The sequence below is a fragment of the Frischella sp. Ac48 genome (assembly GCF_019641635.1).
Taxonomy (GTDB): Bacteria; Pseudomonadota; Gammaproteobacteria; order Enterobacterales; family Orbaceae; genus Frischella; species Frischella japonica.
Map to the genome: position 1 here is coordinate 93,101 of NZ_JAETXP010000012.1, position 22,180 is coordinate 115,280.

A 22,180-nucleotide genomic window follows, 5' to 3' on the forward strand; every position below is an offset into this window, starting at 1 on the left:
AAGAGCAGCGATCCAGGAATCGATTTTACTAAGTGAATTAATACATTTGATGTTTTAAATTACCAGTTCTCATTATATGAAGCAGCAAAATCAAGGTACCAAAAAATTTAGAACAACTTGTTAATACTATTCATCGGATAAGTTGTCACTCATTGAAACACCGATAAATTAATTATTTTTTTATATAAAACGTATTTAACAAAATGATTAAATGCTGTTTTATTTAGTTAGTCATGACAAAGAGTTAAGATAAAAGTTAATCAGTATGATAGCAAATTTGAACAAAATAAATGGTCAAATGAATAACTTCATTCAACCATTGCCTTAAACAATTTTAATTACTCACCAAATCCAGTAGCAAATAAATCACGGATTTCTGCCATTGCGGCTTGTTCGTCTTCACCATCACAGATGATTTCAACAGTCGAACCGCCTTTAACACCAGCACCTAGTAGACCCATCATACTTTTCATTTTAATGGTTTTATCATTATAGACAAGTTCAATATTACTTTTATATCGTCCAGCTAATTTAACTAAGGTTGTTACAGGACGCGCATGAAGACCAGTACTATTTTTAACTACCATTTGTTCTTTTAACATAATTAAAGTCCTTGTTTATTTCATTAAACTTAAAATTTTTGATATTGTGTCTTATTTATTAGATTTCGTCTAGAAAAAATTTAGCTATCTTTTCTGTCAAACACTGATAATTAAAGGAATCATCAAGAAAATGTAATTCAAAATTTAAATGGGTATAAAAAACATAAACTTTATCAATGTGTAAACTGAATAATTAGCGTTGAATAATAAACTGTGCAATTTCATCAAGGAAATGTTCACCATATTTTTCTAATTTGGCCTTACCTATTCCAGTTACTGCTAATAAATCTTTTTTACATTCAGGTAAAGTTTGCACCATTTCGATTAGTGTTTGATCATTAAAGATGATATAAGGTGCAACATCTTCAGTTTGTGCAATTTGTTTTCTTAATTCTTTCAAACGATTAAATAACAACCGTTCTTCATGAGATAACATTGCTGTTTGCATCGTTGATTTAGCTAGGCGATTTTGACGACCCTTTTTTAAAACTTCTATTCGTGGCTTAACTAAGGGAAGTTCGATTTCACCACGTAATACAGTTCGTGCATTTTCAGTCAAAGTGAGTGACGCAAAAGAAGACATATTTTGCTTTAAATAACCTAGATGTATTAATTGTCGTATGACACTCAACCAATAATGTGATGATTGGTCTTTACCAATGCCAAATACCGATAAACTGTCATGACCATTTTCTTTAACTAAAGCACGATTTGAGCCACGTAATACATCTATAACGTAATGTGCGCCAAAACGTTGTTCTACACGATAAACACAAGATAATACTTTTTGGGCATCGATTAACCCATTAAAACGTTCATTAGGATACAAGCAAATATCACAATTTTGGCAAGGCTCATGACGATATTCACCAAAATAATTAAGAAGTACTAGACGGCGACAAGTTTGTGCCTGCGCAAATGCCTCCATTTCATTGAGTTTATAATATTCAATAGTTTTATGCGCTCCTTCTTCTTTCTGATTAACTAAATTTTTAAACCAATCAAAATCTCGCAAATCATAAAGTAATAGGGCTTCAGCTGGCAAGCCATCTCGCCCTGCTCGTCCTGTTTCTTGATAATATGCTTCAATACTGCGTGGAGCATTAGCATGAATAACAAATCTTACATTGGGTTTATTTATTCCCATACCAAAAGCAATGGTGGCGATAATAATTGATATCTCATCTTTTAGAAAGCGCTCTTGCGCGCTGGCACGTTCCTTAGTGGTTAATCCAGCATGATAAGCAACAGCAGGAAACCCACGTGATGTTAAGCGTGCAGCCATATCTTCAACTTTTGCTCGACTCGTACAATAAATAATACCACTTTGCCCCTTTTGCTGTTCAAGGAAAGCAATAATTTGTTCAAGTGTATTAAAACGTTCTAAAACGGTATAACGAATATTTGGTCGATCAAAACTACTTATTTGTATGTTTGGTTTAAGTAGATTTAAACGTTCAATAATATCTTTACGAGTTATCTCATCAGCAGTCGCAGTCAACGCAATAATAGGGATTTGAGGGTAGCGCAATTTGAACTGACCAATCTGAAGATATTCTGGTCTAAAATCATGCCCCCACTGCGAAATACAATGTGCTTCATCAATCGCAATCATCGTTGGTGGGGTTTGCTGAAGAATCTCAGCAAAATGAGACGCAGATAGACGTTCAGGAGCAATATAGAGTAATTTGATTTGCCGTTGACGATATTGAGCAATGATAGCTTGCTGCTCTTCTTCTGTTAATAATGAATTTAAATATGCCGCCTTAATACCATAAGCGATTAATTGATCGACTTGATCTTTCATTAACGCAATTAGCGGTGAAATCACAATGGTTGGACCTGAAAAAATTAAAGCAGGAATTTGATAACAGAGCGATTTTCCGCCACCTGTTGGCATGATGACTAAATTGTCTTCGCCAGACATAACAGATTCAATTATCTGTAACTGCTGATTTCTAAATGTTTTATAGCCAAAGATATTTTGTAAAATGTCGTGCGCTTGTTCAGCAATGTTCATCTTAATTATTGTTAACCTGATTTAATATAAATATATAAAAATGCTATATAATTTCTGATATTGGATAATGAGAACCATAGCCATAATACAACATACTAATCACTTGATGATAGCGACGCTAAGTATAGCGAAATTCTGCTTAGCAAACTATTAAAAACTAATTTTATGTTAACAAAAATTATAAATTTGGATAATTGTGTTATTATTCACTAAAAGGTCATTAATAATTATATTAAATCGTGTAAAAACACGAAGTAACTCGCAAAATAAAAAAGGGCTTTAATGCCCTTTATAATTAAATTTGAATGAAATAAAAAAATAGACTCTTAATTAATCCATAAGACATTTTAAAATGCTTAATTCATTATTAGCTTTTTAACACAGAAAAATGTTGCATCGAAAAAGCAATACGCTCTGAAACGGTTTCTGTTCGATTAGCTTTTTTAAGTTCAGCAATATGTTGCTCAACAATATAGGCTCGCTGCTGTAACCCGACATCATTGGCAATTTGAATATTTAAACCTGGTCTGGCATTTAATTCTAATATTAATGGACCTTTTTCTTCATCTAAAACTAAATCAACACCAATGTAACCTAAATCAACTAATTCATAACCACGCGCCGCAAGCTCAATGAATTTATCCCAAAGCGGTAATTTAATGTTGCTGACTTCATTATCGGTATCAGGATGTCTGGAAATCTGTTCATTAAACCAAGAACCATTAAGCGTTGTACCTGTAGCTAAATCGACGCCGACACCTATCGCTCCTTGATGTAAATTCGCTTTGCCATTTGATTGACGAGTTGGTAAACGTAACATTCCCATAATCGGATAACCTAATAGTACAATAATTCTAATATCCGGTACGCCTTCATAACTGATGCTTTTAAAAATGGGATCAGGTTTGACGCGATATTCGATAATGGCATTATCACGCATGCCCCCTAAAGAATAAAGCCCAGTAATAATATTAGATAATTGATATTCAAGTTCACTATGTAAAACCAGTTTACCAGAAACCGTTTTATAACGATCTTTGTCATAACGATCAGCGATCACAATAATACCATCCCCCCCTGATCCTTGAGCGGGTTTGATAACGAAATCCCGATGCGTGTCAATAACATTATCAAGTTTGGAAATATCATGCTCAGTTCGAATAATGCCGTACATTTCAGGTACACTAATACCGGCATCGATAGCTCGCATTTTAGTCAAGATTTTATTATCAACGTAAGGATAATTACGACGATCATTATATTTAAGTATATAATCAGCATTACGCTGATTAATACCCATAATGCCTTTTTGTTTCAATTGTTTCCAGGTCTTTGTGAAAGAGATCATTTTTGTTCTCACTATTTCAACATTGCTTTGAAACGAAACAACTCAAGTAAACGATAACCACGATAACGCCCCATGGCTAGCATAAAGCTAATCAAAATCAATAAAATAGATGGGAAAGTGAATACCCAGTAAATGAGTGGTTTAAAGCCCATAATTGCATAAGCTAAAGATGCTGTGACTAAAGTACCGAAGGCGACTTTTAAAGCAAAATTGGCACCGCGCTCTTCCCAAGTAATTGACAGCCTTTCAATAGTCATCGTTAATATTACCATAGGGAATAAGGATACGGATAATCCTTGTTCAAAACCTAATTTATGGCTTAGCATTCCGGTAAATATGATTAACATTACGACAAAGGTCAATACTACCGACAAGCGAGGTAACATCTGCAATTTCAAATGTTCGAGATATGATCGCAATAATAAACCGAAAAACACAATAATTGAGAAAAATACCAAACCAAACTGGAGGCCTGTTTCTCTAAATGCTAGGGCTATTAATACAGGAGTAAACGTACCTAATGTATTTATTCCCACTACATTTCGAAGTAATAAAATCATTAGTACCCCGAAAGGGATCATTAACATCACTTGATAAGCCAATTGTGTCGTGATGGGTAAAGTATAAAATGAAAACTCCGTTAAATTATTACTATCCGGGGTTAATTTAGCTAAGTGAATTGCAGTTAGTTCGCTATTTGCTAAACTAAAATTAACACGAACTTTGCTAGCATTATCAGCTTTGATAATATCATCATTACCAATCCACCATACCATTTGATCATCAGGTAATCCAACGCTACCATCGATAGGATTAAAATAATACCAATTTCCGTTTGAACCATTTAACGTACTATCGCGATTATCAACCCCTTTATTGGGCACAATATAACTACGAATCCATAGTGACGGTGTTTGATTCGTTGTTTTACTTAATTGTAAAGTATGGACTTGTTGAATGGGAATATAAGCATGAGAGAGTACTAGCTCTATCGCATTGACTTTATTTTCTACGGAATTATTATCATTTAAAATTAACTGCGCATCGCTATTATTAACATCATTAATCATATTAATGGTTGTAGTAATAAAAGAAGATATATTGGCCGATTTACTTCTAATTTCTTTTACTAAGCGTTCAACGGCTTCCTTTTTAGCACCAACAGTGGCAATGGGTGATCGCCACATATCACCCTTGGTATTATTTACATTCGAATCCGCATAGCGTTTAGTCAAATTTAACCGATAAAATAATGTTTGCTGGCCTGACACTGAACGCGCTGACCAAGTCACTAAGCGATTATATGGTAGATTGGTAACATTTTGACCATAACCACTTGCTAAAAAGAGTTCATTTGAAACAGTATAATCCCCTGCTTTTGAGGGAATATAAAACTCAATATTGACGGGTTTAGTCCCTTTTACTTCAAAATTTACTCTGGCATCAATAGTCCATAAATTATCTACTTCACTTTCTGTCAAGGGTGTCTTAAGAACAAAAATTTGATAGCAGATAATTGAAATACCTAATACCATTAATATTGTTATTATTACTTTCAAATGCATGGATAATGAACGCATGATAAAAACTCACCTATATTATATTACAGTGAACAGACTGATTTAGCTTTATATCTTAAACTCGGATCTACGATCGCTTTAAATTGTACTAAAGCTGATCGCCCCAGTAAAAGAGGGTAATTAAACCGAGAACGATCTGTTAAATTGACTTCAATCTGATGATTTTCACCATCAAAGCAAATATTCAACATGACGACAGGTCGTTGACTATGCAAAATATCATCATCATCACGTACATCATCATGTCGAGTTTTGATTTTGCTATATCTAACAAGCGGTTTTTCAATAACAGGAAAATTAACACCATCAATGAGTGGTTTAAATTTCACCCATTTTTTACCATCTTTTTTAAAGATACTAATATCTGTGGCACTAAAGGAGGATGTTAGAGCCCCAGTATCAAGCTTAGCTCTAATCGAGGCATTACCTAAACCTTCGATATGAATTTGTTCATATAAACCATAAATATTTTTTGCTTGTACATTCATTATGTTGAAAAAAGAGAGCAAAATTAAACTGATTGCTAAAGTAATTATACGCATACTATTAAATTTCCGTAATTAATTTACTCGAAACGGACGATACCACAAGAAAAGATGATATGTAGTTCAGCTTTTATCGCTAATAATATAATTTTATAAGTATAATTCACTATATGATTATGCTCATTTTACAATATAAAATATGTGATAAAGATCATTTCTTGAGGTATAACTATCAGAATCTAATATAAATTTATGCTATAAGATAAAACGAATTAGCAAAATATCAATAATATTTTTATTTTTTTTACATTAAATGATTTCTAATTATTCAATTCAGGCTAGTGTCAAATTAGCTAATTTAATAACTAACCATTTGATACCTTCATTCACAAACGCAATTTGCACCCGTTTATGTTCGCCTTCACCGTCAAGATTGATTATTGTCCCTTCTCCAAAACGTTTATGAATAACTTTACGTCCTAAGGTATAACCTTCATTTTCAGTCTGGCTTTTTAAAAAGGCACTTCGCCTTTGTTCAAAAAACTGATTATTTTGTTCTTTATTAGAAATATTATCATAATGTTGGTTATTGGCTGATGGTGCGGATAAATTAATTCCGCCACGATAACTTAGATCATGAAGAAAATCTTCTGGTAACTCAGTTAAGAAACGCGAGGGTAAATTACGTTCTTCTTTACCATATAAACGTCGTAACTCGCACATGGTTAAAGTTAATTGTTTACGTGCACGAGTAATTCCAACATATGCCAGACGACGTTCTTCTTCCATTCGTTGATTATCAGTAATAGAACGCTGTGCAGGAAAAATACCCTCCTCCAATCCGACAATAAACACATAATCAAATTCTAAACCTTTAGCAGAATGTAATGTCATTAATTGTACAGAATCGAGATTTTTGCCTTTTTCTTTTCCTTCTAAAGAAGTATAAGCCAAAAATGCTTCTAATACATTAAGCGTTCGACCATCGTGTAAGTTAACAAATTCATTCAATTGATTACTTTTAGTGTATTGTTGATAGAATTGTTCAGCTGCATTAACTAATTCGTCCAGATTTTCAAGACGCGATTGACCTTTAATTCCAGCTTCTTGCTCATACATTTCATTGATGCCTGAACTCTTAATAATTTGCTCTAATTGCTGATAAAACGGTAATTTTTCTACTTGTATATAAATTGACTCAATCAATTCAATAAACCGTGCTAACCCAGAACGTTGTCGAGCAGCTAACACATTCAATCCTAATAGTTCAATTGTTGATTGCCATAATGATTGTTGGCGCTGTTTAGCCAGATTGCGGATTTTATTTAACGTGATATCGCCTAATCCTCTCGTCGGGGTATTAATTACTAACTCGAACGCATTATCATTGTTACGATCATGTAATAAACGTAAATATGCGAGGGCTAATTTTACTTCTTGTCGTTCATAGAAACGGATCGAACCATAAATTTGATAGGGTATTGCCGATTGGAGCAGTGTATCTTCTATCAGCCGGGATTGAGAGTTATTCCGATATAAGATAGCACAATCTTTAAACTTAGCCCCCTCTTCATTTAATTTTTTAATTTGACCGATAACAAAACGTGCTTCATCAATATCATTAAAACCAATATAAACAGCAATTCGTTCGCCATTATCACTTTCAGTCCATAAATTTTTGCCTAATCGATTACGATTATTCGCAATCAAATGATTGGCAACAGCTAAAATATTACCTGTAGAACGATAATTCTGTTCTAGTCGTATAATTTCAGTATCCGGATAATCATTAATAAATAATTGTAAGTTATCTGCATTGGCACCACGCCAACTATAAATTGATTGATCATCATCACCTACAATCATAACATTAGCCGTATGCCCAGCAAGAATTTTAACTAATTGATATTGAATTAAATTAGTATCTTGAAATTCGTCGACTAGGATATTAGTAAAACGATGTTGACAATAGGCTAGTACGTCTGCATCTTTTTTTAATAATTCGTATGTTCTTAAAATCAGTTCTGAAAAATCGACATAGCCTAATCGATCACAAATAGCTTGATAGTCTAAATATACTTTTTGCCACATGGCAGATTTAGGATCATTAATCACTATTTGATGAGCGCGTAAGCCATTTTCTTTTTGTGCCGAAATGAATCCCGCACACTCTTTTGCTGACCACTGTTTTTCATCTATTTTCAATTCTTTGAAAATACGTTTAACAAGTCGATTTTGATCATCAGTATCGATCAATTGAAAATTACTTGGTAAGCCGGCTTGTTTAGCAAAAATACGCAATAAACGATGAGTTAAACCATGAAAGGTCCCGACCCACATACCATTAAAATGCCCTTCTCCGACTAACACTTCAATACGTTCTTGCATTTCAGCAGCAGCTTTATTGGTAAAAGTAACAGCAAAAATTGAATTTGCTGGATAGCGTTTTTCTAAACTTAGCCAAGCAATCCGATGTACTAATACCCGCGTTTTACCACTTCCGGCTCCAGCTAAAACGAGTGAATATTGACTATCGGTGATCACCGCATTTTTTTGTTCTGAATTAAGATCATTTAATAGAGACTGTTTCATAATGCTCGCATTGTGAGTCGAGGCTATCAGCCTAGGCTTCAAATATTCATAAATTGTGGGAAACAACTAACTAACCAATTAACAACTTATGTTGCATTAAATTAAATATTAATACTGGTTATATATCCAATATATTATAACAAACAATTTAACGCTGATAAATGAGTTATTTCCATATGCGGAAGAACACTTGCATCACGACAATGATATATATCTTGTCCCGTCACATTTAGCCAACATGCTAACATACCACTATTTATTGCACCAGCAACATCTGTTTGTAAATTATCTCCAATATGTAAAACATGTTGTGGGTGAATAGCTAAGCGCTTAGCGGCTAACCAAAAAAGATCAGGGTATGGTTTTGATAAACCATCAGCACCGGCGCGCAAAGCAAATTTAAAATACATTTGCAATCCGATTTTACTAATCTCGGCATTACCATTAGTGATCACAACTAAGGGATAATGTTTTGCTAACTGTTTTAATATTTGATGTGAATCATCAGGTACTTCAATCTGATTACGCCAATAAATAAAAGCACTCATTGCGTCATCAGTAATACGTTCAATAATGGCAGAATCACTAATACCTTGTTTACGTAGGAACTGTTTAATCGTACATACACGCCAAACAATTACATCATGATACAGTTCTGGTTGTTCATTCAATATATCGCGTTTAACTTGATCAAATTCCGCCAATTGACAATGTTGCAAACCATCGATGCGTTGAATCTCAGCCATCATCTGGTCTACAGCCTGAACCATATAGGGAGCATTATCATATAGCGTATCATCGAGATCAAACGTGATTGCTTTAATCGAATTTAGTGGTCGATAAAAATGCATTATTTTTTCTCTCTTTTTGCACGTGGATGTGCAGAGTCATAGACTTCAGCCAGATGAGCAAAATCCAAATGTGTGTAGATTTGTGTTGTCGATAAATCGGCATGACCTAATAATTCCTGTACAGCCCTTAAATCACCACTTGACTCTAACATATGGGTTGCAAAGGAATGTCGCAATTTATGTGGGTTAATATGAATATTTAACCCTTGCTTTAGACCCCATTGTTCAAAGCGCTTTTGTACACTACGATGAGAAATCCGCTTACCCAGTTTTGAGATAAAAAGCGCATCATCTTGAGGATTTAGTAAGGGGCGCAATGATAACCAATGTCTAAGCCAAGTTATAGATTGTCGACCTAATGGTAATTTTCTCTCTTTACTTCCTTTCCCCAAAACACGAATCTCACCATCAATTAAATTCAATGTTCGACAATCCAGACTGATTAGTTCAGATAAACGTAATCCCGAACCATACATTAATTCTAGCATAGCACGGTCTCTAACCGATAATGGATCTTTCTGATCAATATTCATCAATTGCGTAATATCATCAATATCGATATTTTTCGGTAGATGACGAGCTTGCTTGGGATTAGATATCCCTTTGGCTGGATTAGCAACTAATTGTTTTTGTGTTACCATCCAACTGAAAAAACTGCGTAATGCAGATAGTCGCAAAGCAATACTACTCGCATTAAGTCCATCACGTTTACTACGTGAGATGAAAAGACGCACCACTGAAGTATCAACATCTTGCCAAGACGTTATTTCAAACTCGTTTGCCAACTTAACAATCACTTCAAGTTGCCGACGATAATTGATTTGGGTATTGGAGCTTAGTTGTCGTTCAGCTTTTAGATAAAGTAAAAATTGCTCAACCGATTTGGTTAACATTTTACTATACTGGCTGTAATGGGTAGCATGATCTGTCAAAATATTACCTAATTTATATTCTCTATAGATTAATTGAATGTGATATATAGTTAAACTCAATTATCGTCGTGCAATCCAACGTTTAATAATTAGTGGCAGTAAAATACTTATTTTTTCTAATAAGATAGTACCTTGACCTTCTTGATAATGACTACTACTACGACTAGCAAAAATTAAAACGCCAAGATCGCCATATTCACCTAGCAATGTCATGGCTATCGAGCCAATGAAATGTTTATCCTGAATCAGGAGAGCTAACTCAGTTGGATTAAGTTGACCTAAATATTGAAAATTAAACTGCAAATGGCGAACACGTATATAATCAAACTTTTCTGGAGAAATTGCCAAATAATTATAATTGGAAGGAGGAGCAATTTGCCATTTATCATCAAAGAGATAAAGATATGCATCAATAAGCCCCAGCGATTTTGCCCATTGCGTTAGACGAGTTTGCAAATCTGACATGTCGTTAGCTTGCAACAATTGATTAAACAATGTCATTATAGATTCAAATAGTTTTTCATTTAAACTAGCATTTTCCATTAACAGCGTAATTTCTGCTTCAAGCTGTTGGATTTTATTGCGCTGTCGAGCTAGTTGCCATTCTGGTAAAGAAATAACACCACGCACTGGATGAGGAATAGTCATTGATTCAATCTGTCTAGCATTACGAATAAAAAAATCTGGATTTTGTGATAAATACTGACTAACTTGGTCATCATCCAGCAAATAGTTTGCGTGCGCATTTTTTTTATTCGTTTTCTTACGTAAGAATAGTACACGCTGTTTGGCCAAAAAGTTGCTTTGATTTCGTTTGGGCTTAAAACTCATAATCTTACTCTTATTCAGGACATTATAAGGTAATAAAACCGTCATAAACATGGGTCGCGGTTCCGGTCATAAAAAGTGGAGCATTCCCCCCTTTCCATTCAATAAATAACTCACCACCCGGTAAATTTACTTTAACTTTATTATTTAATAATCCCTGATTAATGCCAATTGCCACTGCGGCACAAGCTCCAGTACCACAAGCTTGCGTTTCGCCTACCCCTCTTTCAAAAACTCGTAACTTAATATTTTGCCGATTTACAATTTGCATAAAACCAATATTTGCTCGTTCTGGAAACCGTTCGTGATTTTCTAAAACCGGGCCTAAGGTAGCTACCTGAGCATGATTTACATCAGTAACTTGTATCACACAGTGAGGATTTCCCATTGAAGCTACCCCACAAAGAATGGTTTGTTCTTGAGTTCGCATGATATAAGTTTTTTCTTCTTTAATCGCTTTGAAAGGTATTTTAGATGGTTCAAAAATTGGTGTCCCCATGTTTACCCGAACCGTTTCATCAGGATTAACCGTAAGAATAAGGATGCCTTTTTGTGTGCTAACTTTTAATACATTTTTTTTAATTAGGCTCTTTAAACGAACAAACCGAGCGAAACAACGCGCACCATTACCACATTGTTCAACTTCACTACCGTCAGCATTAAAAATACGATAATGAAAATCAGTGTCTGGTGTATAAGGTGGCTCTACCAATAACAGTTGATCAAACCCTACCCCCGTATGTCGATTAGCTAAACGCTTAATAGTCTCTGGTGAAAGATGAACATTTTGCGTAATCCCATCCACTACCATAAAATCATTGCCCAAACCATGCATTTTAGAAAAATTCATACTAAACCTGTTTTACATACTTATATACGTATTTATTGCTACTAGATGTAGCACATTATAACAGCGACTCAATCAACTAGCTATTATTGTATGACTTAAACAGATTGTAACATTCGGATGAGTTTATTTTAGAATAATACTTTGAAAATAAAGAATAAATTATAAAAAAAAAGAATGATAACTGCTTTTATTAAGCAACTAACATTCCCTAAAAGACAACAGGAAACTAATTTATAAAAGAATTTTATAACTAAATAATTTCACCTTGCCACAACATATCATAAGATTCTCGCTGTCTAATTAAGCGATGTCCAAATTGATTAACCATGATTTCAGCGGGTTTAGGATGACTGTTATAATTGGATGCCATACTAAAACCATATGCTCCTGCACTACAAATAACTAATAAATCATGCTGCTCTACTGCCAGTTGACGATTTCGACCTAACACATCGCTGGATTCACAAATCGGCCCTACAATCTGATAGTCATACATCTGGTCATCAGGGTTTGGTTGCTGAACTGGCATAATTTTCATCCATGCTTTATATAATGAAGGTCGAATTAAATCATTCATACCGGCATCAACAATTGCGAAATGATTATTATCCTGATGTTTTGTATATTCTACTTTAGTCACTAATAAACCTGCATTAGCGACAATCGAACGACCTGGTTCAAATAACAACTCCACTTCAGGATAATCAGCGAATTTATTTTTTAAAGCATTGATCAGATCAACAATTTGAGGTGGTATTTCGTCATCATAACAAACACCTAATCCACCACCAAAATCAATATGTTTAATGGTTATACCAATAGAAATCAATTGATCAAATAATACCCGTATACGTTCCGCACTATCCAGAAAAGGTAGTATTTCAGTTAACTGCGAACCAATATGACAATCGATACCCTCAATGGCAATATGTGACATTTTTTGCGCTTTTTGATAAATACCAATTGCCAAGCTATAACTAACCCCAAATTTATTATCTCGCAAACCGGTTGAAATGTAAGGATGGGTTTTAGCATCGACATCAGGATTAATTCTAAGCGATACAGGCGCTATGATGTTTAATCGTTGAGCTATTGATTGAATACGTTCAAGTTCAGCTTCTGATTCAACATTAAAACACTTAATACCGACAGTTAAAGCGCGTTCAATTTCACTAACCGACTTAGCTACCCCTGAAAAGACTACTTTTTTAGGATCCGCACCGGCTCGTAACACTCGCTCCAATTCGCCTTGTGAGACAATATCAAATCCTGAACCTAATTTAACCAAACAATTCAAAATAGCTAAATTGCTATTAGCTTTGATCGCATAACATATTAAATGTTTACGATCAGCTAATGCATTGTCATATTCAAGCCATCGTTCCTTTATATATTCTTCATCATAGACATATAAGGGTGTGCCATATAATTTAGCTAAATCTGCTATAGCATTATTTTGCAAAAATAATTGCCCATTTTGATAAGATAAAAAGTCCATTAGACCACCCGATTAGAATTAGAATTAGCGTTAATATGTGTAGTATGACTATCGGGGGAATGCAATGGACCTTTAAAACCACAAGCAGTTAGTAAACAACTTATGAACAAAACGGTAGCAAAAATTCTCATAATAATTTCTTCTTATAAATATGGTAACTTTTTAATAAACGTTATATTAATAAGTGACTAATCAGTCAAAAATATGCTGGCTATTCTATAAAATTCATGCTGAATAAGCTACGGCAATATTATATTTTGATAAAAAATTAATAACGAAGAATTAATAATTAATTTATATTATAGTTGTATATATTCTATTGATTTATAAAATTTTAATCTAATTGTTAAATCTAACTAACTTTTGATTTATCAATATTTAGCTTAATCTAAGCAAAAACAGCTCATCTTGCTTCCCTTAATTTGCAGAGCAACGAGTATATTGTGATTTTAAAAAGGAAAGATTAACTACAAACTTCTATTGATACGTTGTATAAGATAAACTATATGATACTCAAATTTTAATCACCATATAAGAATTATTGGATAATTGAAACCACCCTTTTATTATGCCTATAATTTGCAAAAATTCAGAATAATAACGAATAGAGGAACAAATTTTTAGCACAATTGTAATAAACAATTAATCACTTTGTGTAGCCAATAATGATATTGACTACATCAAAACCTCGGTAATAACATGATGCAAGTATTTATTATAACTGCTCAAGTTTAACATTTTGCCATTTTAGGTTTTTATTATTTATAAAAGTTAATCTTTTACCCTGACATAATTTAATTGCTGTTAAATTTTAAGCCCTATTACTTTCGTTATTCAACTGTATTCATAACATATCAGTAGGTCCAATTAAAATTAAAACCAAAATTAATATCATCCGTTTCAAACTTTTTAGGCTTATGAATAGGCGCAGCAGCAAAAATATCGTAATCTATACCAAATTTTTCACCACGTAAACCGATAGTGCTACCGATTAAACGTTTACCTAGTAAATATTGAGAACTTGCGCCTGACACTTCTCCAGCATCTAAACCGAAATACAACATTTGATTATACGGTGTATACCACGACAATTCGTTACGTACAAACCATCCATTATCTGCACTTAAGATCTGTTCACCATCAAATCCGCGCACAGTCCAGCGGCTACCAATTGAGAATCGATCCTGTGGCGTTAATTTATTACCGCGAGTCATCTGTCCTTGATATTGCAAGAGGTAAAAATAATGTTGCTCAGCATAACTAAATGGTACCTGTAAAGATAGGTTTAATTGAATTATGTCTGTTAAGGCACTTCCTGTATTTGAATATTCTTCGGGTGCTACATCAGCACCAAACCAACGTACACCTTTTTGATAAGTGGCGCCAATGTCTAATACAGTACGATCAAAATAGTGGCGGTGCTGCACCCCTAATCGCCAGTTGGTGGTATTACGGCGTTGAACTTCTATTTCGGTATCATCCACATAATTGTGCGAATTTCTTAAATTAATACCATAACTAATGGTTGTTTTTTGCGTTTCATTACGGTGAATGACTCGACTGAGTTGTGCATTGAAATATTTACTGCGCCCACGGTATTCATATTTGACAATGTCGGCAATAGTCTGATGATAGGTATTACCGCTCCATGATGCACTAAGTTGCCAGTAACCAAACGGAACGGTATACGAAAACAGATAGTTTTTTGATCCGTATGCACTTTTGCCATTAATATCATGGCCACCACTGATGTAAAACGTATCACTTAGTGCTAGTGGATTATCTAAATATAACGTCAGACTTCCTTGATAACGTCCCGTTTCTTTACTACCTGAATCATCTAATGAAACCCCAATCCGCCAATATTTGCTCTGATTACGTGTGATAATAATATCACTCTCGCCAGGCTTATTTCCAGGTACTAGCTGCATTTTTGCACTGCTTGTCGGCACCCGTTGTAGATTTTCTAACCCTTGCTCAATATCCCGCAGATTAAGTAGTTTGCCTTCCTTTATTGGCATAGCACTATTCAAATTTGCATAAGTATCACTCTCAGGTCTATACAAAAATCGGCGTACTGTTCCTTTGACCAATAATAACGATAATGTACCACGGGTTAAATCTTGCTCTGGCGCCACCACTCGAGTAGTAATATAACCATAACTGATCAAGCGATTTTGCAGAGCCGTCATTAGCAAATTAATTCCTTGACCACCTAAACATCGTCCTTCAGCCTGATGTGATAAGCCACTAAGTGGTATGGTAAACGGCAAATCTTCGCGCCCTAACAGTTCTACCTGCTGTATATTAAAACAAATGGATTCTTGTGGAAAATTTAGCAAATCACCTGAAGCTACCGGTGCCATTAAACGTACTGATGGTGATTGCGGTGTTAAGATATTTTCTAATGCTTTTTGTCGTTCTTGTTGATAAATCAACTGCTGATTACTAATTTCACTTTCTTTAGATGACGGCTCAACAATAGCTAACACATTATCAGTTATTGCGCAACATACCAACACCGCCAACCATTTATATCGACTCATCCTGATTTTCATAATATACACTGTAAGATAATGATTAAATGAAGAAAACGTAATGTCGCCCAAGTCTACCTGAAAAAAATATTTTAAAAAGAGAAATTATCGTTGATTATTTTTAACTTTTTTATTTATATTATTAAGTTATTGTTTTTATATAAATTTGATAATCTGTTCTGGATATGATATAAAAATAATAAATATCAATGAGATAATTATAATGATAACTAATTATGGCAAACAATACCTAATTTCATAGATTTAATACAGGTTAATTATACAGTCACTAAATATCCCGCCTCTTAATCATTATATCAAATTGATCTATATCATGACTGAAATGAATTTAATAGAATTATTATGTATCATTAATTTGTTTGAATATCAGAAAAAGCGATGAACTTAGCATATTGAAAATTAAGTGTTAAATAAATATCTTTAGCTTTGCTCTAAGCATAAGATTGAATGATCTATTTATAAGTGTTGATCATGTTTATTGACATATTTCATACCAATATAGTTAGATTAAGCCTCTGCTATGTTTTCCATCAATTATAATATATTAACATTGTCGGTTGATTATCTTCTATTAAATATACTTTATTTATATAACCAATAATAATATGGGTTTAATATTACAAAATTTCTATTATTTGATTTGGCTGTAACATTATTCATAAATGGCAATTTTTTATAAAATTTTTATTAATCTTGAATGGTCAATTTTTGTGATCAGTATTTTTGAAAAAAAACACTTTATAGTAATTATTTTTTATCCTCAAAAATAATGCCAAAATGTCGATAAGCATGTTGAGTAGCCATCCGCCCTCGAGGTGTACGTTGTATATAACCTTGTTGAATCAAAAAAGGTTCTAAAACATCTTCAATAGTTTCGCGCTCCTCACCGATTGCTGCAGCTAAATTATCTAAACCTACTGGACCTCCCATAAATTTTTCAATAATCGTCAGCAATAGTTTACGATCCATAAAGTCAAAACCTTCGATATCAACGTCCAACATATCTAAAGCTCGCGTGGCAATTTCTGAATCGACAATACCATTTGATTTTACATCGGCAAAATCACGGACACGCCTTAATAATCGATTAGCGATACGCGGCGTACCTCTGGAACGTTTAGCGATATGATGTGCTCCTTCAGCAGACAAATCCATACCTAGAAATTTGGCACTGCGGCTAACGATATACTCTAAATCGGCAACTTGATAGAATTCCAATCGTTGTACAATACCAAAGCGATCACGCAATGGTGATGTTAATGATCCAGCTCGCGTTGTAGCACCAATTAAGGTAAAAGGTGGTAAATCGATTTTTATAGAGCGTGCGGCAGGACCTTCTCCAATCATAATGTCAAGCTGATAATCTTCCATTGCAGGGTATAGAATCTCCTCCACTACTGGCGATAAACGATGAATTTCGTCAATAAATAGCACATCATGAGGTTCTAGATTGGTTAACATGGCGGCTAAATCCCCCGCTTTTTCCAGTACCGGGCCCGATGTCGTACGTAAATTAACATTGAGTTCATTTGCGACAATGTTGGCTAGTGTCGTTTTACCTAATCCTGGTGGTCCGAAAATCAATAAATGATCCAAAGCATCACCACGATGCTTAGCTGCTTGTATAAAGATTTTCATTTGTTCACGAACATGAGGTTGACCAATGTACTCATCTAAATATTTTGGGCGAATAGCACGATCTAACGTATCGTCTTCTTTTTGACCTGTGGGTGATATTAAGCGATCTGCCTCAATCATAACTTATACTCTTATCCCTTATTGGCTATGCTAAATTTAGCGATCTATTATAACGCTGATTTAAGTGCTTCTTTAATTAAAGTTTCACAATTCATATCTGGCTTTAACACTCTGTTGATAATTTTGCTCGCTTCCTGTGGTTTATAACCCAGTGTTATTAATGCTGAGATTGCTTCGTTTTCTACTTGATTTTGCAGAGTGCTATCTGAAATCGTATGATTAACAGTATTATGTTCCTGAACATAATTGAGCAATTCTGAGTCGAATCGTTTTAATCGATCTTTCATTTCAACAATTAAGCGCTCGGCTGTTTTAGTACCTACGCCAGGCAATTTAACTAATGTTTTAATTTCACCTTGTTCCACTGCTGCAACAAACTGCGAAGCTGACATACCCGATAAAATAGCCAATGCTAATTTTGGACCAACGCCATTGACTTTAATGAGTTCACGAAACAGTGCACGTTCTCGTTGATTATTAAAACCATATAGTAACTGAGCATCTTCGCGCACAACAAAATGAGTTAATATAATCGCTTCTTGCCCATTATCAGGTAACTCATAAAAACACGTCATTGGCATCGAGACTTCATAACCTACACCATTAACTTCAATCAAAACTTCCGGCGGTTGTTTATCAATAATAATCCCACGCAAGCGACCAATCATTTCAATCCCTATCATTCAGTAAAATTTTTTAGCAGTTTAACCTATGTCATAGAAAGAATAAAGTAGAAACTGTATAAATAAACAGCCTTAGTTAAATATCTAAAATTATTGATTCTAACTGACAGGCAATTAGCTAAGCAATTTAGCCAGCAAGAGTAGATTGATTGTTATTTTTTAATTAAAGTATAGATCATATGAGCATGCGTAATTGCAATAGCAAGCGCATCAGCAGCATCAGCTTGTGGAGAGGCAGGCAATTTTAACAACATTTTCACCATATGCTGTACTTGCTTTTTATCAGCAGCTCCCGTACCGACAACAGATTGTTTGACTAATCTTGCCGCATACTCGTATACGGGTAATTCATGATTAACAGCGGCGACAATAGCCGAACCACGTGCTTGACCAAGTTTCAACGCTGAATCAGCATTTTTAGCCATAAAGACTTGTTCTATGGCAAAATAATCAGGTTGAAATTGTAAAATAATTTCACTCACGCCAGCATAAATACGTTTTAAGCGAGTGGGTAGATCATCAACAGCAGTTTTGATACAACCGCTGCCGAGATAATTAATTTGACGTCCAACCTGACGAATTACCCCGTAACCCGTCAATCTGGAACCAGGATCTATGCCTAAGATGATAGACATTATAACGTCGCTGCAACCTCATCAGAAACTTCACCATTATGGTAAACTTCTTGTACATCGTCACAGTCTTCGAGCATATCTATCAAACGTAATAGCTTAGGTGCTGATTCAACATCTAAATCAACTTTTGTTGCTGGAATCATTGATACTTCTGCCGCTTCAGATACTAAACCAGCGGCATCTAGAGCATCTTTAACTTCACCAAAAGATTCTGGCGAGGTAAAAACATCAATTGCACCATCATCATAAGTTACCACATCGTCAGCTCCAGCTTCTAATGCAGCATCCATGACTTTATCTTCATCTGTACCGGTAGGATAAGAAATAACACCTTTTTTAGTGAACAAATAAGATACTGAACCATCAGTACCTAAGTTACCACCAGTTTTCGTAAAAGCATGACGAACTTCAGAAACAGTACGATTACGATTATCGCTTAAGCATTCAACCATAACTGCTGTGCCAGCTGGACCGTATCCTTCATAAATGATAGTTTCCATATTGCTATCATCTTCTCCACCAACACCTCGAGCAATAGCTCGATTCATCGTATCACGCGTCATATTATTAGACAATGCTTTATCCATTGCTGCGCGTAAACGCGGGTTTGCTGCTGGATCACCACCACCAATTTTTGCAGCGGTAACCAGTTCACGAATAATTTTAGTAAAAATTTTACCACGTTTGGCATCCTGTGCCGCTTTACGGTGTTTGGTATTAGCCCACTTACTGTGACCTGCCATAAAAATTCTCCAAAAGTAATTTGCTCTTTCAAAAATTGCCGCATTTTAGCATATTTTTTCGATAAATTCATATCTGTTTCTTACAATTAGTATCTGAAGAATCTGCTTTTGAAAAGCTTAGTATTAATTGTGATATCAACCAATAAAGCGAAATATAAACATTGTCTAACTGAATTTGTTATTAAATTTGGCATCAAAAATATGTTTAAAATTAATTCAATTTAAACGCTGTTAAACTTAGTCCATTAAATCAACAGCATGAATATCATTATTGTATTAAACGTTCGAGTTGAGTCTTAAAGGTTTCATAATCACAAAATCCTTGTTGATCGGTAGGGCAATTAGTTAATTGTAGTGTGACGACTTGCGGCGGATTGTGTCGATTTAATATTTCCAGATTGATAATTTGTTCGGTAGATTGATAGATATATTCAATTTTCATTAGTTGTTTACCGGTCTGATTATCTTTCCAACGTTCAAAAAAGAGCTTACCGCCTATTGGCGTAGTTTCAAATTGATTAGGTAAGTGATACGGTTTTACCTGCAATGCGGATAATAGTGAAGCAATATTAGAGTCATGACCAACTAATACCGTTACTTTTGGTCTCACGGATGACTCTGCAAAGCTATCATAAATATATGAAAGCAGATTTTTTGTAACATAATTTGCAATAACTGGCGCTCCAAAAACAATGCTATTGTAATATTCTTTAATCGAAACAAGTTGCTTGAGTTCGTCAACTGAATCAATATTACCCCAAGCAATTTTTTTGAGTGGCATGCCTTCATAATATTGTAGTATAAAAGCATCTGCTAGAGATGTACCTATGCGTAAAGGACCCGTTATTCCTGGTTCTTCACCAGCAACTAACCTAATATTTGTATCGAGGTTAGTTAAATGGCATTGCTCAATCCCTTCACAAGACACCGAACCTTGGTAATCAATGATTTGCTCCATTTTTTGATAGATAGATTGTAAACGTTGATTTAACCCGTTAATACCATTTTCACCTGCATTTTGGTTGATTGATGCAATTGCTTGTTGTTTAAATTGCTCACTGTCATCGCGAATATTTAAGCTAAATAAGGCATCCATAGTATTCATTTTTTCTTTATGATAAACAAAAACGTTACATCCAGGATAAGCACCTAATGCTAGATATTGCGCTGTAGCAATAGTTCGTTGCATGCTATTTGCATAAAAGAAAATGTCTTTTTCTGTAGGACATTTTTTATCATCTAATAATTGATTATCGACTAACCATTCTTGAATATAATGACCAAAATAACTTTCTAATACGCCACCTTTAGTCGTTAAATAACTTGCTTTTGTATCCAATAGAGGCCATTGATGAGAGGTTAATTGACCCAATGTACTACTTGGAGTAGCTAATGGTGCTCTTAAGCCATGACGGCTAAAGATAACTACTTGTTCTAAAGTATAGTCGGGTACTTCTACGGCTTCAGCGGTTAAAATTGGTAAAAGTAATGATATTGTAATAAAAAGGTTCTGACTTCTAAATTTCCAACTACCTATTTTCATCTTATCCTCATGCCCTTATTTTAATTAATTTGCTTTATCAATATAAAGCTATTTTATTCTCATTCTGATCAATAAAATTAATACGTATTTAACGTGATTAATAGTTTAAATTTATAACATAGGATTAATTTAATTTTTGATATATTTATCACATTTAAGAAATTTCAATTCAATTAACATTAGAATTGATTAGCAATGGATTGCTCAATAACTTGTAAAGCCTGGCGGTTATTCCATGATGGTGTCAAACGTTGTGCCTCGGCAAATGGTAACCATCGATAAGCTAAATGTTCAGTAAGCATGGGAACGATTTCCTGTGGAAGATCTAAACTAAACCAATGCTCCTTATTAATATTAACATTTGGAGCGTATCGATACTTAAATTGGGGAAAAATCTCAAATTCAATGGCATATTGTAAATCTTTTAACACTAACCCCGCAAGAATAATATCAATCCCTGTTTCTTCTTTAACTTCTCGTAATGCGGTTTGAAATGGTATTTCTCCCTCTTCCAAACTCCCAGTTACTGATTGCCAAAAACTAGGATCATCTTGACGTTGTAACATTAAGTAACGTTGCGTTTTAGAACAATAAATTACAACAAGAATTGATTCAGGATTTTTATATTTCATTTAAAAATAGCCATAAAGCGTTAAATTTATTTTAACGCTTTA

19 protein-coding genes are annotated in these 22,180 nt (G+C 34.3%); all 19 read right to left on the reverse strand.

The window, feature by feature from the left end; translation table 11 throughout:
• Positions 1 to 338: 338 nt before the first annotated feature.
• Positions 339 to 602, reverse strand: coding sequence for an HPr family phosphocarrier protein (locus JMI89_RS09080; protein WP_187755406.1), 264 nt, complete (start codon positions 600 to 602; stop codon positions 339 to 341).
• A 193-nt stretch (positions 603 to 795) separates the two neighbouring features.
• Positions 796 to 2,622: a DNA helicase RecQ gene (recQ, locus tag JMI89_RS09085; RefSeq protein ID WP_220679896.1), complete on the reverse strand. Its 1,827-nt coding sequence runs from the start codon at positions 2,620 to 2,622 to the stop codon at positions 796 to 798.
• A gap of 367 nt (positions 2,623 to 2,989) precedes the next feature.
• Positions 2,990 to 3,970, reverse strand: coding sequence for an alpha-L-glutamate ligase-like protein (locus JMI89_RS09090; RefSeq protein WP_220679897.1), 981 nt, complete (start codon positions 3,968 to 3,970; stop codon positions 2,990 to 2,992).
• 11 nt (positions 3,971 to 3,981) lie between these two features.
• Positions 3,982 to 5,550 (reverse strand): UUP1 family membrane protein, encoded by a 1,569-nt coding sequence (locus JMI89_RS09095; protein ID WP_187755409.1) that lies wholly within the window; start codon positions 5,548 to 5,550, stop codon positions 3,982 to 3,984.
• Between the two features lie 23 nt (positions 5,551 to 5,573).
• Positions 5,574 to 6,092, reverse strand: coding sequence for an ATP-dependent zinc protease (locus tag JMI89_RS09100; RefSeq protein ID WP_187755410.1), 519 nt, complete (start codon positions 6,090 to 6,092; stop codon positions 5,574 to 5,576).
• A gap of 276 nt (positions 6,093 to 6,368) precedes the next feature.
• Complete coding sequence (gene uvrD / locus JMI89_RS09105; RefSeq protein ID WP_220679898.1) at positions 6,369 to 8,627, reverse strand: DNA helicase II; 2,259 nt, start codon at positions 8,625 to 8,627, stop codon at positions 6,369 to 6,371.
• Between the two features lie 134 nt (positions 8,628 to 8,761).
• Complete coding sequence (gene yigB / locus JMI89_RS09110; RefSeq protein WP_187755412.1) at positions 8,762 to 9,478, reverse strand: 5-amino-6-(5-phospho-D-ribitylamino)uracil phosphatase YigB; 717 nt, start codon at positions 9,476 to 9,478, stop codon at positions 8,762 to 8,764.
• Positions 9,478 to 10,371 (reverse strand): tyrosine recombinase XerC, encoded by an 894-nt coding sequence (gene xerC / locus JMI89_RS09115; RefSeq protein ID WP_220679954.1) that lies wholly within the window; start codon positions 10,369 to 10,371, stop codon positions 9,478 to 9,480. The genes yigB and xerC overlap by 1 nt, the downstream gene beginning before the upstream one ends.
• 99 nt (positions 10,372 to 10,470) lie before the next feature.
• Positions 10,471 to 11,241, reverse strand: a complete 771-nt coding sequence (locus tag JMI89_RS09120; RefSeq protein ID WP_187755413.1) for a DUF484 family protein — start codon at positions 11,239 to 11,241, stop codon at positions 10,471 to 10,473.
• Between the two features lie 22 nt (positions 11,242 to 11,263).
• Positions 11,264 to 12,088, reverse strand: coding sequence for a diaminopimelate epimerase (gene dapF, locus JMI89_RS09125; RefSeq protein ID WP_187755414.1), 825 nt, complete (start codon positions 12,086 to 12,088; stop codon positions 11,264 to 11,266).
• A gap of 250 nt (positions 12,089 to 12,338) precedes the next feature.
• Positions 12,339 to 13,586 carry a diaminopimelate decarboxylase gene (gene lysA / locus JMI89_RS09130; protein ID WP_187755415.1) on the reverse strand — a complete coding sequence of 416 codons (1,248 nt, stop codon included), beginning with the start codon at positions 13,584 to 13,586 and terminating at the stop codon, positions 12,339 to 12,341.
• On the reverse strand, positions 13,586 to 13,717 hold the full coding sequence (locus JMI89_RS12105; RefSeq protein WP_220679899.1) for a lipoprotein: 132 nt from the start codon (positions 13,715 to 13,717) through the stop codon (positions 13,586 to 13,588). Before JMI89_RS12105 ends, lysA begins: the two co-directional genes overlap by 1 nt.
• A 723-nt stretch (positions 13,718 to 14,440) precedes the next feature.
• Complete coding sequence (locus JMI89_RS09140) at positions 14,441 to 16,132, reverse strand: ShlB/FhaC/HecB family hemolysin secretion/activation protein (RefSeq protein WP_187755417.1); 1,692 nt, start codon at positions 16,130 to 16,132, stop codon at positions 14,441 to 14,443.
• A gap of 759 nt (positions 16,133 to 16,891) precedes the next feature.
• A complete protein-coding gene (gene ruvB / locus JMI89_RS09145; protein ID WP_187755418.1) occupies positions 16,892 to 17,902 on the reverse strand; it encodes a Holliday junction branch migration DNA helicase RuvB in 1,011 nt (336 codons plus the stop codon).
• Between the two features lie 47 nt (positions 17,903 to 17,949).
• Positions 17,950 to 18,570, reverse strand: a complete 621-nt coding sequence (gene ruvA / locus JMI89_RS09150; RefSeq protein ID WP_187755419.1) for a Holliday junction branch migration protein RuvA — start codon at positions 18,568 to 18,570, stop codon at positions 17,950 to 17,952.
• A gap of 167 nt (positions 18,571 to 18,737) precedes the next feature.
• Complete coding sequence (gene ruvC / locus JMI89_RS09155) at positions 18,738 to 19,220, reverse strand: crossover junction endodeoxyribonuclease RuvC (protein WP_187755420.1); 483 nt, start codon at positions 19,218 to 19,220, stop codon at positions 18,738 to 18,740.
• Positions 19,220 to 19,963, reverse strand: coding sequence for a YebC/PmpR family DNA-binding transcriptional regulator (locus JMI89_RS09160; RefSeq protein WP_187755421.1), 744 nt, complete (start codon positions 19,961 to 19,963; stop codon positions 19,220 to 19,222). The genes ruvC and JMI89_RS09160 overlap by 1 nt, the downstream gene beginning before the upstream one ends.
• A 268-nt stretch (positions 19,964 to 20,231) precedes the next feature.
• A complete protein-coding gene (gene agp, locus JMI89_RS09165; RefSeq protein ID WP_220679900.1) occupies positions 20,232 to 21,506 on the reverse strand; it encodes a bifunctional glucose-1-phosphatase/inositol phosphatase in 1,275 nt (424 codons plus the stop codon).
• Positions 21,507 to 21,685: 179 nt separating this feature from the next.
• The gene (gene nudB / locus JMI89_RS09170; protein ID WP_220679901.1) at positions 21,686 to 22,138 is read right to left on the reverse strand and encodes a dihydroneopterin triphosphate diphosphatase; all 453 of its coding nucleotides are present in this window, start codon (positions 22,136 to 22,138) and stop codon (positions 21,686 to 21,688) included.
• Between the last annotated feature and the right edge of the window lie 42 nt (positions 22,139 to 22,180).